Genomic DNA, 14,278 nt, shown 5'->3' with positions numbered 1-14,278 from the left:
TCGATTGCCGTCCAGTCCAACCCCGCCGGCCATGATCCCGGCACGACATGGAGGTGCTGAGGATGTCCATTGCCCAACGTGTATTTCACGGAAAGTTCGGCCGGGTTGCTCTGCTCGACATGGATAAACCGCTGGTCACCCACTCGCATCATGAGTGCCACGTGCTGGTGAAGGCGGCCGGTGCGGATACCTTTTTCAATGTGAACGGTCGCCAGGTTCCGCTGACCGACCGCAGCGCCGTACTCGTCAATGCCTGGCAGCCGCACTATTACGACTATCAACCAGGCGCCGAATACACCCAGATCCTGGCGCTCTACATCGAGCCGGCGTGGCTGGCGGACGCACAACAGTCGCTGGCGCTCAGCGGGCATCCGGAATTCTTCTCCCAGCCCTGCATCGAGCTCAGCGGCAAGAATCGGGCAATGGCCGATCGGCTGATCGCCCAAGCCTACTCGTCCGGCCTGGTGCCGCTGGAGCGCATCGAGTTCCTGCTGTTCGATTTTCTGATCGAGCTGATCGAGGACTTTTCCCAATGGCGGCATCTTCGCCGGCTGGGCATGCCGGCTCGACACGGCTTCGCGGATGCGCGCATTCGGCGAGCCTGTGAGTATCTGCAGACCCATCTGGACGACCCGGACTGTATCGCCAACGCCGCGCTGGCCGGCGGCCTGTCGCGGGCGCATTTTTTCACCCTGTTCCGCCAGAATACCGGCATGACGCCAATGCTGATGCTCAACGATGCCCGCATGCGTCAAGCCTTCCGCTGGCTGGAACGTGAACGAAGCGGAACCATTGGCGTGCTTGCAGAGCGTCTGGGATTTTCCGAGCAAGGCCATTTCACTCGATTCTTCCAGCAGCACATCGGCGCCTCGCCAAGCCAATACCGGCGCGTGGTGGACAGCTATCCGGCGCCCGATCTGCCCCGGCACTGAGCCTGTCCGCGATGCGCGGGCACGGCGAAACCCACCGGCGAGCCTGAACACGGCCGCGTCGACCATCAGGGCAGCCGCACTGTGCTAAGCCTTTGAATCGCAATGGAAAGCACGCTGGATAAAAATCAGCCAGCCTGTACCGGAGGCCCGTTCCCGGTGGTTCACGCGCTGAATCGAAGACGATATCCACCTGCTTATCCACAGATTCTGTGGATTAAGTCTTCGCCCTCCCCGCCGGCATTATCGCGATGACCGGGTCCTGTGCCTGGCATCGCGCAATGCCCCAGCCGGCAGCCTGCTGCCGGTCAAGCGTTTCGAGGATTCAATAGCGCTGCGAGTGCCGGTTGCAGTCCGGCGTGATGCTTGATGGGTGGACGCGCGAAACTCCCCAGCCTCGCAACGCCCGGCTGCAAGCGCACAAGCGACTCAGCCTGACAGACCCCGCTGGATACGCCATCGACGACAGGCACCGGCAATCGACCCGCCAGACTACGAGCCAGGCCCGCCAGGGGCGCGCCGGCCAGGATCAGCACATCCGCGCCATCCTCCAGAACCGCCCGCTGACTGAGATCGAGCAGGCTGGCCGCGTGATCGACCTGGACCTTGCCGGGATCACGCAACGGGTCGTTCAAATGGCGTATGCACGCCAGGCGCGACAAAAGCCCGTACTGGTCGACGCATTCGCGGTACCAGGCGGTGATGCGGTGGGAAATGGCGATGATGCCGATGCGCTGTCCCAACTGGGCCGCCGTCATCAGGGCCGCTTCGGTCATGCCGACGACGGGTACGTCCAGCGCCTCCTTGAGGGCGAGAAGCCCCGGATCACCGAAGGCCGCGACCAGCAGGGCATCGTACTCCCCCAGCCGTTCGCCAGCGACAGTGGCGACGGCGTGCGCGCCGAGCAGCGCTTCGAAGCGTGTCTCGATGTAAGCCACGCCAGCGGTAGCCGTGGCCATCGTGATGCGCGTGTCGGGGGCTGCCACGCGCCGCGCCTCGGCCTCGATCAGGTCGGTCACGCTCTGGGATATGTTCGGGTTGACGATCAACAGTTTCATGCCTTCTCCAACGTGTCGGGCATCTGAGCGAAGCACAGCGGTGCCAGCTCCAGGGCCAGGATGTTTTCGACGAATGCCCCCAGGCGGAGCACATCGTCATCGTGAAAGCGTGGCCCTACGATCTGCAGTCCCAGGGGCAATCCCTGCGCACCCAGGCCACAGGGAACCGAAAGGGCCGGAACGCCGGCCTGATTGAACAGCGGGGTGAAAACCGCGTGCGCACGCGGGTTCGCTGGCCGACCCCCGATCATCGACGGGCCCAGTGCCGCTCGTGGCCAGGCCTCGACCGGGACGGTCGGGCATAGCAGCAGGTCCACCGTTTCGAACAGCGCCGCCGTGTGGCCGACGACGGCGTCCCGCAGTGCGCCCAGCGCCACCAATTGCGTAGCGGGCAGTGACAGTCCCGCCTCGATCTGCTCAGCGATCACCGGATCGAAGCCGCTGGGGTCGGCACGGTAAGCCGCACCGAAATGCGCGGCGAGTTCAGCGTGCTGGGCTGCCAGCAACGAGGCGGTTGGAAGGCCCTGCGGCCATTGCGGGACGACCGGTTGTATTTGCAGGCCGGCCGATTGCAGCCGTTTCACCGTCTGCTCCAGACAAGCCGCGACATCGGCATCGACGGCATAGTCCAGGCCAAGGTCCGGGCTGTAACCGATACGCAGCGTCTGGATCGGGCGCCTGGCCAACCTCGGCATGCGGACCGAGAAGCGGTCGGCCGGGTGCGCGCCTGTGAGCACCTCGAGCATCAAGGCGACATCCGCGACACGTCGCCCCAACTGACCGATCACGTTCAGTTCGCGGCCGATGACGGGAAAGCCCCAGGGGTCCGCAACGCGACCAACGCTCGGTTTCATGCCCACCACGCCGCAATGCGCCGCTGGCCGTCGCGCAGAGCCTCCCGCATCGGTGGCCAGCGCCAGTATGCCCAATCCGGCCGCCACCGCCGCGGCGGCGCCCCCGGACGAACCGCCTGGCGTACGGTTCAGGTCCCAGGGATTGGCGGTCGCGCCATACACGCGATTGTCCGTCACGCCCTTGCAGGCGAACTCCGAACAATTGCTCACGCCCACCAGCAGCGCGCCCGCCTGTCGCAGACGCGCTACGGCCCAACTGTCACGATCGGCGCGGTGGTTACGGTAAAGCCATGAGCCGCAGGTGCTGATCCGTCCCTCGATCCAGAGATTGTCCTTGATGGTGACCGGTACGCCCGCCAGCGGCAGGTGTTCACCGGCCGCACAGCGCGCGTCGATAAGCACGGCCTGACGCCGCACGTCGTTTTCGTCCACCTGGACCAGTGCGTTCAGCGCTGGATTCAGAGCAGCGATCCGCGCCAGCTGACGCTCGGCAACGGCTGCGGCAGGCGTTGCGCCGCAGCGAACCCGTGCGGCCAGTTCGATGGCGCCAGCGAGCCCGTTCACAGGTTTCCGAATATCGCGTCGAGGTCCACTTCGGTGTCCTCGGGCAGCGATAGATCGAGCGTGGCCTCGATGTGGTCGAGATGTCCGAGCATCAGCGCAATGGCGCTATCGACGTTGCCCGCCTCCATCGCCGCGATGATGTCGGTGTGTTCATGGTTCGGGCAGGCCGGCACGTTGGGCGAGTCGTACAGCAGGATGATCAGGCATGTCAGTGATGACAGTTCGCGCATGAGCTTGATTAATGGCGGACTGCCGACCATCTCCGCCATCAGCAGGTGAAACTCGCCTGACAGCCGGATCACCGCGCGCTTGTCATCACGATCACGCGCAGCACGCTCCTCGGCCACATGGTCGTGCAGCTTCTGGAAATACCTGGGATCGCCCTGTTCCACCAGGCTGCGAATCAAGGCCGGCTCCATGATCCGGCGCGCGTGAAAGATATGTCGCGCCTCTTCCACTGACGGGCTGGCAATAAAAGCACCTCGGTTGGGGATGGTTGTGACCACCCCCTCATACGCAAGCCGCGCCAGCACCTCGCGAATACGCGTGCGGTTCACCTGGAATACGCCGGCGAGCTTCTCCTCGACCAATTTTGTCCCTGGAATCAGACGGTGCTCCATCACGGCCGTCAGGATTCGCTCATAGATGGCGTCGAGCGTGTCGCTCGTGCCCAGTATCTGACCGGTGCTGCGGGCCTTGCGCGAGCGTGCGGGTTCTTTCTCAATCAACACATCGATTCCTTTGCGGCTGCCTTTCGCCGAGTACCTGGGCGAACGGATTGTCACAAAAATAATAACAATTGTGCAAATACGCACCGCCAAGGGTCATCCCCTTGCGCGCTGCACCTGCATCGCGCATCGGACCCAATGTCAGAGCGAAAGCCAACAGCCCTTTGCCCGGCGGGCCCGAGCGTTGGATGCCGGCGCAATCCGGGCGCAGCCCAGCGAATACGGGTGACACGTTGCGGTCGCGATTGATCCATACCGACCTCTGCGGACGATTGCCACAACACTGGCATAACAGTTGCTTTCTGATTTGCCACAAAGACACATTCATTTTGTGACAATAACGGAGCCACGACATGCGACCCATCCGCTCGTCCTATGCTGTACTCAAGCGCACTGCCGGCACCCTGCTGGCGCCCCTGATGCTGGCCGCATCCCTGAGCCCGGCCATGAGCCAGGCACAGGAAGCCGATCCCATCAAGCTCGGCTACGCCAAGTGCGCCCACTGCACCCCGCTGTCACTCACGCCAGCGAGCGCCACGGGTGTAAAGCTCGACGCGATCTCGTTCAACACCGGCAACGATGTGCTGACCGCCCTGCTTTCAAAAAGCATCGACGTGGCTCAGGTCACCTACCTGCACTACGCCACGGCATTGGACAAGGGCTTCGACATCGTCGGAATTTCCGGCCAGATCAATGGCGGTTCGCAGATCCTCGTCGGCAACGACCTGCCGATCGAACCGGGTGACTGGGACGGCCTGAAGCGCCTGATCGCGCAATACAAGGAAGACGACAAACCGTTCCGGGTCGCGGCTTCCCGAGGTAATGCGCAGGACATCCACATGCGCGGTGCCTTTCTGACGCATGGCATCGATATCAACAAGGACGTCCGGTTCATCAACATCCCCAACCCGTCTGACCACGTGCAGGCGCTACGCCGCGGCGAAGTCGAACTGATCACCTCGGTCGATCCGTTCGCCACCCAGATCCGCGAAGTGAAGGCGGCAAAGTTCTTCGATTTTCCCTACGACCAGGCGGCCGGCAAGCTGACCAATCTGATCGTCACCCGCTCGGATGTCATCGATGACAACCCGAAAGGCGTCGAGGAAACCGTGCGTGCCATCGTCACGGTCAACGAAATGATGGCCAACGACAGGGCGCTGTTCGTCGACACCATCCAGAAAGTCACCGGCCTGGACAATGCCATCGCCGTCGGCGCAGTCGACAACCTGTATCCGGACTACAAGATGTATCGCGAATCGGCAGTGGCCATCGCCAAGATGATGCGCGACCTGAAATACATCAATACCGACGTCACCGAGGCGGTCGAGAAGAACCTCGACTACGGCTTCCTGGAACGCGTGGTCGGCCAGCCCAAAACCGAACTCGGCTATTGATTCAGGATCGCTAATGTTTTCTTCGCTTTCGCAAGCCGTCTACCAGAGGATCGAGCGCTTCATCGTGCCGATCCTGCTTCTCGCCGGGTGGGAGACATTCTCCCGCTCCGGCATCCTTCCACCCGCCCTGCTGCCGGCGCCATCCCAGGTGATACTGGCCTGGGCCGACTGGATCTTCACCACCGACGGCAACACGCAGAGTTATTCCGGCCGCTGGCTGTCCGATATCGCCGCCAGTTCCGGCCGGGTGTTTGCCGGCTTCCTGATCGCAACCGTGCTTGGCGTCGGCATCGGCATGGCCATTGGATGGTCACGCCGGGTTGAGGCCCTGATCGAGCCGACGTTGCAAACGTTGCGTCCCATTCCGCCCGTGTCATGGATTCCGCTGGCGATCATCTGGTTCGGCATTGCCGACAAGCCCGCCATCTTTCTGGTGTTCATGGGCTCGTTCTTCCCCGTGTTGCTCAGCACCATTCACGGCGTGAAGACGTGCGACCGCAACTTGCTGCGCGCCGGTGCCATGACGGGCGGATCGCCGTCGAAGCTGCTGCGTCACATCGTGTTTCCGGCCGCGTTGCCGAGCATTTTCTCTGGCCTGCGGATCGCCATCGGCTCGGCCTGGATGCTCACGGTGACGGCTGAAATGGTCGCGGTGAAGAGCGGGGTCGGCTACGTGCTGTGGGACTCGTATTACTTCCTGCGCTACGACATCGTCATCGCCTCGATGGTCAGCATCGGCCTGCTCGGCTTTCTAAGCGATTACGTCATCAAGTACATCGCCGGACGCGTTCTGCGTTGGCAGCGCGGCTCCACTCTGCAAGCGAAGGAAGGTTGACACCATGGCTCTGATCACCATCGACAACGTATCGCGGGTATTCGAGGACAGCCAGCGCAAGCAGGTCGTCACGGCACTGGACAACGTCAGCCTCTCCGTCAAGCGCAATGAGTTTCTCTGCCTGCTGGGCCCCAGTGGTTGCGGCAAGTCCACACTGCTCAACATGATCGCCGGTTTCGACAAGCCGTCCTCCGGGACGGTCACGGTCGGCGGTCAGCTCATCACCGAGCCGGGCGCTGATCGCGGCGTGGTGTTCCAGCAGGCCAACCTGATGCCCTGGCTGCCAGTGTGGGAGAACGTCGCCTTTCACCTGAAGATGCGTGGCGCCAGCAAGGCCGATCGCCGTGAAAAGGCCCAACGCTACATCGAGATGGTTGGACTCAAAGGCTTCGAGAATCACTTTCCGAGCGAGCTTTCCGGTGGCATGAACCAGCGCGTCGGGATTGCCCGTGCGCTGTTGATGAATCCGGAAGTGATCCTCATGGACGAGCCGTTCGGCGCGCTGGACGAGCAGACCAAAATGGACATGCACGGCGAGTTGATCCGCATCTGGCGTGAAAGCCAGAGCACCATCGTGTTCGTCACCCACGGTATCGATGAGTCGCTGGCGCTGGGCACCCACGTTGCGGTGATGTCCGCCCGGCCCGGCCGCATCCGCGAGATTCTGCCAATCGAACTGGAACGTCCACGCGACCCGACCAGCACGGCATTCAACGACTACAAGCGCCACATTCTCGCGCTGCTGCGACCCGAAGCGGTCAGGGAAACGGCTTGAGATGACCACACTCATCACAGGCAGCAGCGGCTTCGTCGGCCTGGCCCTCGCCGAGCACCTGCTCACGAGAGGCGAGACGGTGATCGGCTTCGACCGCTCGGTGCCCACCGAAATCGCTACCCGCGCGTTCGCGGCGCTGCCCGGTCGCTTCGTGTCTTGCATCGGTGATGTCAGGAACGCCGAGGCATTGTATGAGGTGATGAGCGAACACCGTCCGCAACGGCTCGTGACGCTGGCGGCGATCACCGCCAACGAGGCGCGCGAGCGGCATGCGGCGCAAACGATCTTCGACGTCAACGTCGGCGGTGTGCTTGCCGCGATAAGCGCAGCCGCCGATCACGGCGTAGAGCGCGTATTGCATGTCAGCTCCGGCTCCGTTTACGGGCGCAGCGGACGTCTGCCGACGGCCCTGCACGAAGACGACACCCCGCTGTTGCCGGAGGGGCTCTACGGCATGTCCAAGCGTGCGGCGGAAGAAGCCGCCATGCGCCTCGCGAGCTTGCGCGGCCTGCCACTCGTGGTGGGTCGCCTGGGCACCTGCTTCGGTCCCTGGGAAGCGGACAGCGGGGTGCGGGACACACTGAGCGCCCCACTCCAGGTCCTGGCGCGGGCCCGCCATGGCGAAACGGCGATCCTGCCCCGCGCGGGTCGGCGCGATTGGCTGTACGTACGTGATGCAGTCGCTGCCATGGCCAGCTTGCTCGATCAGCCGCACTGGGGCTATCCACGCTACAACCTGGCGGCTGGGTTCGAATGGAGCGTGGCCGACTGGTGCGCGTGCATAGCGCCTCGCTATCCGGGCTTCGAATGGCGTCTGGCGGCGCCGGGCGAGCAGCCCGACATCGACTACTTCGCCGACTACGACCGCGCGTCCATGGATATCCACCGGCTTGTTGACGACACCACCTTTCGACCGCGCTTCGGGCTGACCGAGGCGCAAGCGGACTACCACCACTGGCTCGAGGAACATGCACCGATCGGTGCCACAGCACACCATGACTGAACATATTCCGTTTCCTTGCGCACGCTTCGACATGAGCGGCAAGGTCTGTATCGTTACTGGCGCCGCATCCGGAATAGGCCGGGCGATTGCGCGCCAGTTGGCTGCCAATGGCGCCCACGTCGTGATTGCGGACGTGACGACCGAGGTGATCGAAGGGGGCGAGCCGACCGCCGACCTTATTGCCCGCGACGGTCATGACGCGACCTTCATCCGCACCGATGTCGCGTGCAGCGAGCAGGTAGACGCCCTCGTTGCAGATACAGTCGTACGTTTCGGTCGCCTGGATGTGCTGGTCAACAACGCCTGCATTCGCCATGCGCGGCCACTGCTGGAACTCGACGAGGCCGATTGGCAGCGCTTGCTGGATGTCAATCTGACCGGCGTCTACCGCTGCTGCCGCGCCGCCGTGCGCCAGATGCTCAGCCAGTCCCCGATCAACGAGGTGCGTGGCCGGCTCATCAATGTTTCATCCCAGCACGGTCTGATCGCCGCGCCCGGCGATCTAGGCTATGGCGTCACCAAGGCCGCCGTCGACTACATGACCCGACAGATCGCCACTGACTACGCCGCCGACCTCATCGTCTGCAACGCCGTGGCGCCAGGAAAGATTCAGACCGGCGCCGCCGGTCGCGCCGTCGATGCCAGCGTGCTCGACCGCGCATCGCGCCGCACACCCTGGCCACGCCTCGGGTGCCCGGAAGACGTAGCCCGCGCCGTGCTGTTTCTGGCCAGCGATCACTCGACCTTCATGACCGGTGCCACCTTGATGGTGGACGGCGGATGGATGGCTGCCTGATGACTGAAGCCATTCTGGACCTGCTGATCACAGACGCGACCGTGCTGCTGGAAGACGGCGTCGCCCGCCTGTCAAATCTCGGCATACGGGGCAAGCACATCGCATTCATCGGCGACGGGCGCCCCGCGGCCATCCGCACACTGGCGCTGCCTGGCCGAGTCGTCGTTCCCGGTTTCGTCAATACCCATTATCACGCCGGATTGAACTTCGTCCGCGGCGTAGCGCCGGACTGCGGCTTCGCCCCGTCCTACACGCCGGGACTCCCGCAGGCGTCATGGCTGAGCGAGGAAGAAGCGCTCGCCCTGTCCCGACTCGGTGCCCTGGAAGCATTGCGCGCCGGCTGCACCACGCTGGTCGACAGTTTCGTACATGCCGAAGCCACCGTCGCCGGCATGGCGGAAACCGGCGTGCGCCTGTTCGCCAGCCAGCGTCTCGCCGATGTCGATTTCGCCTCGGTGCTCGATGGCAACCGCCGCTTCGACCGCGCCCGTGGCGAGCGGCAATTGGAGCGCGCCGCCGCATTCGTAGAGCAATGGGCGGGACAGGCTGACGGCCGTATCCAGGCACACCTGACCGCCCACGCGCCGGACACCTGTTCGGTGGATTTGCTGTGCGATATAGCCGCCCTTGCCGAACGGCACGACTTGCCGATCAGCACCCACCTTGCTCAGAGCCAGGACGAAGTGGACTGGGTCCGTGCGCGACACGGTTGTTCCCCCGTAGAGTTGCTGGACGGACTGGGCCTGCTGAACGATCGCCTGCTGGCCGGCCACTGCATCCACCTCGACGATGCCGACATTGCGCGGATCGGCCGCAGCGGAGCGCACGTGGTGCATATACCGGTAGGCAATGCGATGTCCGGTCGGACCGCCCCGACCCGCCGATTGATCGATGCCGGCGCACCAATCTGCCTCGCCACCGACACCATGCACGGCGACATGATCGAGGTGATGCGCTGGACCCTGGCGGTCGGCCGTCTACAAGCCGGTTTCGTCGCCGATGACTGGCAACCCAGGGATGTGTTCGCCATGGGCACCGGCAACGGTGCGCGCGCATTGGGTTGGGCAGATCGCATTGGCCGACTGGCCGTGGGCATGCTCGCCGACATAGCCGTTCTCGATTACCGCCAGTTGCATTTGACGCCCTGCATCGACCCTCTGGGCAGCCTGATTCACAACGCCACCGCGGCCGATGTGGAAAGCGTCTTCGTCAACGGCGAGCAGGTCATCGATCAAGGCCGCGCAACCCGTGTCGACGAAACCGAAATACGCGCCGAGGCCGAGCGCGTGTGTCAGGCCCTCTGGCAACGCTGCCCGAATCCGCTTCGTCCCTATCCGTCCGCCGCAGGTAATGCACGATGAAACGTATCCGCCTGGGCATTCTCACGCCCTCCTCGAACACCTCGCTCGAACCGCTGACCCAGTCGCTGATTTCGGGCCTGCCGGAAGTCAGCGTGCATTTCGCGCGGTTTTCCGTAACCCAGATCGCCCTCAGTCCCGACGCGCTTGGGCAGTTCCAGCAGACACATATCCTCGATGCGGCGAAGCTGTTGGCCGATGCCCGTGTCGATGCCATCGGCTGGAGCGGCACCTCCGCCGGCTGGCTGGGCTTCGAACAGGACGAAGCGCTCTGCGCCGCCATTACCAAGGCCACGGGCGTGCCCGCCAGCACATCGGTCCTGGCGCTGAACAAGGCACTGTCGGCCTTCGGTATTCGTCGGTTGGGACTCGTCTCCCCGTATCTTGCCGATGTGCAGGACAGGATCGTCGCCAACTATGCCGGAATTGGCATCGACGCCTCGGCGGAAAGCCATCTGCAGCTCCAGGAAAATTTCGCGTTCGCCCTGGTCGACGAAGCCACGCTCGACCGTCAGGTGGCGGACGTGGTCGCGGCGGGCGCCGAAGCCGTCGCCACCTTCTGCACCAACCTTCATGCCGCCCACCGCGTCGCCCATTGGGAAGCCGAACACGGTATTCCCGTACTGGATACCGTGACCACCGTGGTCTGGGACATGCTGCGCCGCACCGGTGTGGACACCCGCCGCATCACCGGCTGGGGCCGGCTACTTCAGGAAGCCTGACATGCAACCGTTCGACACCGTCATACGCAACGCCCGCGTGGTCACCGCGGCGGACACCTTCACCAGCGACATAGGCATCCGCGATGGCCGTATCGCCGCGATGGGCCTCGATCTGCCGGCCGGCAACCATGAAATCGATGCGCAGGGTCGCCACGTCACGCCTGGCGGCATCGACAGCCACGTGCATCTGGATCAGCCCACCGGTGATGGCTCGACCATGGCCGACGACTTTCTCAGCGGCACCGTTTCGGCAGCGTGTGGCGGAACCACCACGGTGATTCCGTTCGCCTGTCAGGAAAAGGGCAAGAGCCTGCGCGCCGCCGTGGAGGATTATCACCGCCGTGCAGGCACGAAACCGGTGATCGACTATGCCTTCCACCTGATCGTCACCGACCCGACACCGGAAGTCCTTCGCGACGAGCTGCCAGCCCTGATCGCCGAGGGTTACACCTCGTTCAAGATCTACATGACCTACGATGCGCTGAAGCTCAGCGACCGTGAGATCCTCGATACCCTCTCGGTCGCGCGCAGCGAAGGCGCGATGGTGATGCTGCATGCGGAGAACGCCGACTGCATCGCCTGGCTCACCGAGCGCCTGCTCGCCGCCGGCCACACCGCGCCGCGCTACCACGCGACCTCGCGGCCCATGCTCGTCGAGCGCGAAGCGACCCACCGCGCCATTGCCCTGGCGGAGCTGGTGGACGTGCCGATCCTGATCGTCCACGTATCCGGGCGAGAGGCCGTGGAACAGATTCGTTGGGCGCAGAGCAATGGCCTGAAGGTGTACGCCGAAACCTGCCCGCAGTACCTGTTTCTGACAGCCGACTCGCTGGGGTGCGACGACAGCTTCGAAGGCGCCAAATGCATCTGCAGCCCGCCACCTCGGGACAAGGCCAACCAGCAGGTCATCTGGGATGGCCTGGAAAACGGCTCGTTCGAGGTGTTTTCCTCCGATCACGCGCCCTTCCGCTACGACGGCCCGGACGGCAAGAAGGCGCACGGCGAGCACGTGTCTTTCGATCAGGTCGCCAACGGCATACCGGGTGTCGAGACTCGCATGGCCCTGCTCTGGTCCGAGGGTGTGCGCAGCGGACGGATCACGCCACAGAGCTTCGTCGCGCTTACCGCTACCAATGCGGCCAAGCTCTACGGGCTGTACCCGCGCAAGGGCAGCATCGCGATCGGTTCCGACGCGGATCTCGTCATCTGGGACGAAGGCCAACCCTTCTGCCTGGACAACGATCGCCTGCACCACAATGTGGATTACACCCCTTATGCCGGCATGCAGCTGAGCGCCTGGCCTGCAATGACGCTGTCGCGCGGCGAAATCGTATGGGACGGTAAACAACCCCGAGGCAGTGCGGGCCGCGGCCAGTTCCTGCCCTGCGCCCGGCCTGATCCGGCCAAGCCACGGCGGCGACAGACCGAGATCCCGCTGTGAGCGAGTCCCAGATCGACGCAGTCGCCAGGCGCTTGATAACGGCCTGGCGTACCGGCAAGCGCCAGCCGCTGGCCGACCTCGACTTGCCGGACAGCGCTGCGGCGTACGCGGTGCAACGGCAGGTCAGCGCGGCGCTGGGGTGGTTCGACGGCGTTCGCCCGAGCGCCTGGAAACTCGGTGGCGCTCCGGGCGGAATGATCAGCGCGGCGGCAGTCCCGGCTGCCGCGATTCACCCATCGGGCTGGCAGGTACCGCCCGGTTACGCCACAGCGCTCGGCATCGAGGGCGAGCTGGTGATCCGTCTCGGACGAGACCTGACCGACACGCCGGATCACGGTGAAATACTCGCTTCGATCGACGCCTGGTTGCCCGCTATCGAACTCTGCGACAGCCGTCTGGAGAACGGCGCAAGCGCCAACGCCCTGCTTCGGCTTGCCGACCAGCAACTCAACCGCGCCCTTGTCCTCGGCGATCCGATGCCGCTGCCAGACCGACCGCAATGGTCGCGCCAGACGGTGACCCTGCACGTCGATGGCGACGAACGCTTCAAGGCCACTGGATCGCATCCGTTTGTCGATCCATTGTCCTCCGTGCCCTGGCTGGCACGCCACGCCGCCGCACAAGGCACGCCCCTGCGCGCCGGTGACCTGATCGCCACAGGCAGTTGGTCGGGCATCTACTGGGCGCGCGCAGGCCAGACCATCACCTTCACGCTGGATGGATCGGGATCGGCCAGCGTAACGGTCTGAGCCTGCAAGTGGTGCGCGCGTTAGCGGCATCGGGGTCGTTCCGTCAAACACGCGCACGTGCAAGGCGGTGCCGGCCGGGCGTCGGTCCCGCTACGCCTGGTCCGATTCCTCGGCATTTGGCTCGAACCTCTGCGTTCGACCGGGTTCAGTTTAAGAGCAATCAACGCTACAGCGATGACAACGCTGGGCTGAGCTTGAACGTACCCCGCGTGCAGTGTCACGCGCCGAACGAGGAGACCACCTTTTGCAAAAGCACCCGGGACGCCAGGAGACTCATGCAGACGAGCGACCGTCCTGTTGCAATCGACAAAGCACGATAAGAGGGTTCGACATCGATTTCTATGACGGATCGAATGCTCAACTCATCGACCACATCATCGAGGCGAGCGAGCGCACCTTCAGCTATATCGTCACCCCGAACGTCAACCATGTGGTTCAGCTCGAGGATGACCCCGAACTTCGCCGCGCCTACGCCGACGCCAGCCACAGGATTTGCGACAGCCAGGTGTTGAAACGCCTGATGACGCTGCTGCGCACCCCGGTTCCCGAGGTCATTCCCGGCAGCAGCCTGACCGGCGAGCTGATGTGCGTCGCCGAGGCGAAGAGCTGGCGAGTGACGGTGATTGGCAGCGACGCGTCGCAGATACGAACGATGCGCCAGCTATACCCGAATGTAACCTTCTCTCATTACAACCCACCCATGGGATTCTTCGACCACCCGCAGGCCGTTCAGGCATGCCTGGACTTCGTCATCCGACACCCCGCCGAACTCGTGGTGCTTGCCGTGGGTTGCCCGCGCCAGGAAATCCTCGGGCGGTTGATCCGGGCCGATGGTCGAGCACGAGGGGTCGGACTCTGCGTCGGTGCATCCATCGACTTCCTCTCCGGCAAGGTCAGACGTGCGCCGAGATGGATGCAGCGCATGTCGCTCGAATGGCTGCATCGTATGTGCACCGAGCCGCGACGGCTGGCCAAGCGCTACGCCACCGATGCGGTACGCATGATCCCCATCGTGTACCGGCAGTTTCGCTGACGGGCAGCGCGCGGCGGTCGTCGATCTTCCCTGCCTCGC

Annotated in this window: 14 protein-coding genes; 11 read left to right on the top strand and 3 right to left on the bottom strand. The window is 64.0% G+C overall.

Features of this window, described 5'->3' with window-relative positions; genetic code table 11:
* The first annotated feature begins 62 nt into the window (after positions 1-62).
* The gene (locus GQA94_RS13235; RefSeq protein WP_158188460.1) at positions 63-932 is read left to right on the top strand and encodes a helix-turn-helix transcriptional regulator; all 870 of its coding nucleotides are present in this window, start codon (positions 63-65) and stop codon (positions 930-932) included.
* Positions 933-1,237: 305 nt separating this feature from the next.
* Here GQA94_RS13235 and GQA94_RS13230 read toward each other — a convergent pair whose 3' ends face one another.
* From GQA94_RS13230 to GQA94_RS13220, 3 genes are read right to left on the bottom strand one after another with little or no spacing between them, the layout of a single operon-like run.
* Positions 1,238-1,987: an aspartate/glutamate racemase family protein gene (locus tag GQA94_RS13230; protein ID WP_158188459.1), complete on the bottom strand. Its 750-nt coding sequence runs from the start codon at positions 1,985-1,987 to the stop codon at positions 1,238-1,240.
* Complete coding sequence (locus GQA94_RS13225) at positions 1,984-3,405, bottom strand: amidase (RefSeq protein WP_199270043.1); 1,422 nt, start codon at positions 3,403-3,405, stop codon at positions 1,984-1,986. Before GQA94_RS13225 ends, GQA94_RS13230 begins: the two co-directional genes overlap by 4 nt.
* Complete coding sequence (locus GQA94_RS13220) at positions 3,402-4,220, bottom strand: GntR family transcriptional regulator (protein ID WP_233270264.1); 819 nt, start codon at positions 4,218-4,220, stop codon at positions 3,402-3,404. Before GQA94_RS13220 ends, GQA94_RS13225 begins: the two co-directional genes overlap by 4 nt.
* A 266-nt stretch (positions 4,221-4,486) precedes the next feature.
* Here GQA94_RS13220 and GQA94_RS13215 point away from each other — a divergent pair, with 266 nt between their 5' ends.
* The 10 genes from GQA94_RS13215 (at position 4,487) to GQA94_RS13170 (ending at position 14,239) form a co-directional block, all read left to right on the top strand.
* A complete protein-coding gene (locus GQA94_RS13215) occupies positions 4,487-5,527 on the top strand; it encodes an ABC transporter substrate-binding protein (protein WP_158188458.1) in 1,041 nt (346 codons plus the stop codon).
* A 13-nt stretch (positions 5,528-5,540) separates the two neighbouring features.
* Complete coding sequence (locus tag GQA94_RS13210; protein ID WP_158188457.1) at positions 5,541-6,362, top strand: ABC transporter permease; 822 nt, start codon at positions 5,541-5,543, stop codon at positions 6,360-6,362.
* A gap of 4 nt (positions 6,363-6,366) precedes the next feature.
* The gene (locus GQA94_RS13205; protein WP_158188456.1) at positions 6,367-7,137 is read left to right on the top strand and encodes an ABC transporter ATP-binding protein; all 771 of its coding nucleotides are present in this window, start codon (positions 6,367-6,369) and stop codon (positions 7,135-7,137) included.
* Between the two features lies 1 nt (position 7,138).
* Complete coding sequence (locus tag GQA94_RS13200; protein ID WP_158188455.1) at positions 7,139-8,140, top strand: NAD-dependent epimerase/dehydratase family protein; 1,002 nt, start codon at positions 7,139-7,141, stop codon at positions 8,138-8,140.
* On the top strand, positions 8,133-8,936 hold the full coding sequence (locus GQA94_RS13195) for an SDR family NAD(P)-dependent oxidoreductase (protein ID WP_199270042.1): 804 nt from the start codon (positions 8,133-8,135) through the stop codon (positions 8,934-8,936). Before GQA94_RS13200 ends, GQA94_RS13195 begins: the two co-directional genes overlap by 8 nt.
* A complete protein-coding gene (locus GQA94_RS13190; RefSeq protein ID WP_158188454.1) occupies positions 8,936-10,297 on the top strand; it encodes an amidohydrolase family protein in 1,362 nt (453 codons plus the stop codon). The genes GQA94_RS13195 and GQA94_RS13190 overlap by 1 nt, the downstream gene beginning before the upstream one ends.
* Positions 10,294-11,016 (top strand): maleate cis-trans isomerase family protein, encoded by a 723-nt coding sequence (locus GQA94_RS13185; protein WP_158188453.1) that lies wholly within the window; start codon positions 10,294-10,296, stop codon positions 11,014-11,016. Before GQA94_RS13190 ends, GQA94_RS13185 begins: the two co-directional genes overlap by 4 nt.
* Before the next feature lies 1 nt (position 11,017).
* Complete coding sequence (gene hydA / locus GQA94_RS13180; RefSeq protein ID WP_158188452.1) at positions 11,018-12,457, top strand: dihydropyrimidinase; 1,440 nt, start codon at positions 11,018-11,020, stop codon at positions 12,455-12,457.
* Positions 12,454-13,206 (top strand): 2-keto-4-pentenoate hydratase, encoded by a 753-nt coding sequence (locus GQA94_RS13175; protein WP_233270158.1) that lies wholly within the window; start codon positions 12,454-12,456, stop codon positions 13,204-13,206. The genes hydA and GQA94_RS13175 overlap by 4 nt, the downstream gene beginning before the upstream one ends.
* Before the next feature lie 244 nt (positions 13,207-13,450).
* A complete protein-coding gene (locus tag GQA94_RS13170) occupies positions 13,451-14,239 on the top strand; it encodes a WecB/TagA/CpsF family glycosyltransferase (protein WP_158188451.1) in 789 nt (262 codons plus the stop codon).
* Positions 14,240-14,278: the final 39 nt, after the last annotated feature.

The organism is Stutzerimonas stutzeri, from assembly GCF_009789555.1.
GTDB classification, from domain to species: domain Bacteria; phylum Pseudomonadota; class Gammaproteobacteria; order Pseudomonadales; family Pseudomonadaceae; genus Stutzerimonas; species Stutzerimonas stutzeri_R.
The sequence above is the reverse complement of the archived record's forward strand: the minus strand, read 5'-3'. Positions and strand labels throughout refer to the sequence as shown.

Excerpts from the sequence above, each read along its gene's own strand:
- GQA94_RS13185 (WP_158188453.1), top strand. The coding sequence starts at position 10,294 with ATGAAACGTATCCGCCTGGGCATTCTCACGCCCTCCTCGAACACCTCG.
- hydA (WP_158188452.1), top strand. The coding sequence starts at position 11,018 with ATGCAACCGTTCGACACCGTCATACGCAACGCCCGCGTGGTCACCGCG.
- GQA94_RS13200 (WP_158188455.1), top strand. The coding sequence starts at position 7,139 with ATGACCACACTCATCACAGGCAGCAGCGGCTTCGTCGGCCTGGCCCTC.
- GQA94_RS13195 (WP_199270042.1), top strand. The coding sequence starts at position 8,133 with ATGACTGAACATATTCCGTTTCCTTGCGCACGCTTCGACATGAGCGGC.
- GQA94_RS13235 (WP_158188460.1), top strand. The coding sequence starts at position 63 with ATGTCCATTGCCCAACGTGTATTTCACGGAAAGTTCGGCCGGGTTGCT.
- GQA94_RS13215 (WP_158188458.1), top strand. The coding sequence starts at position 4,487 with ATGCGACCCATCCGCTCGTCCTATGCTGTACTCAAGCGCACTGCCGGC.
- GQA94_RS13205 (WP_158188456.1), top strand. The coding sequence starts at position 6,367 with ATGGCTCTGATCACCATCGACAACGTATCGCGGGTATTCGAGGACAGC.
- GQA94_RS13230 (WP_158188459.1), bottom strand. The coding sequence starts at position 1,987 with ATGAAACTGTTGATCGTCAACCCGAACATATCCCAGAGCGTGACCGAC.
- GQA94_RS13190 (WP_158188454.1), top strand. The coding sequence starts at position 8,936 with ATGACTGAAGCCATTCTGGACCTGCTGATCACAGACGCGACCGTGCTG.
- GQA94_RS13210 (WP_158188457.1), top strand. The coding sequence starts at position 5,541 with ATGTTTTCTTCGCTTTCGCAAGCCGTCTACCAGAGGATCGAGCGCTTC.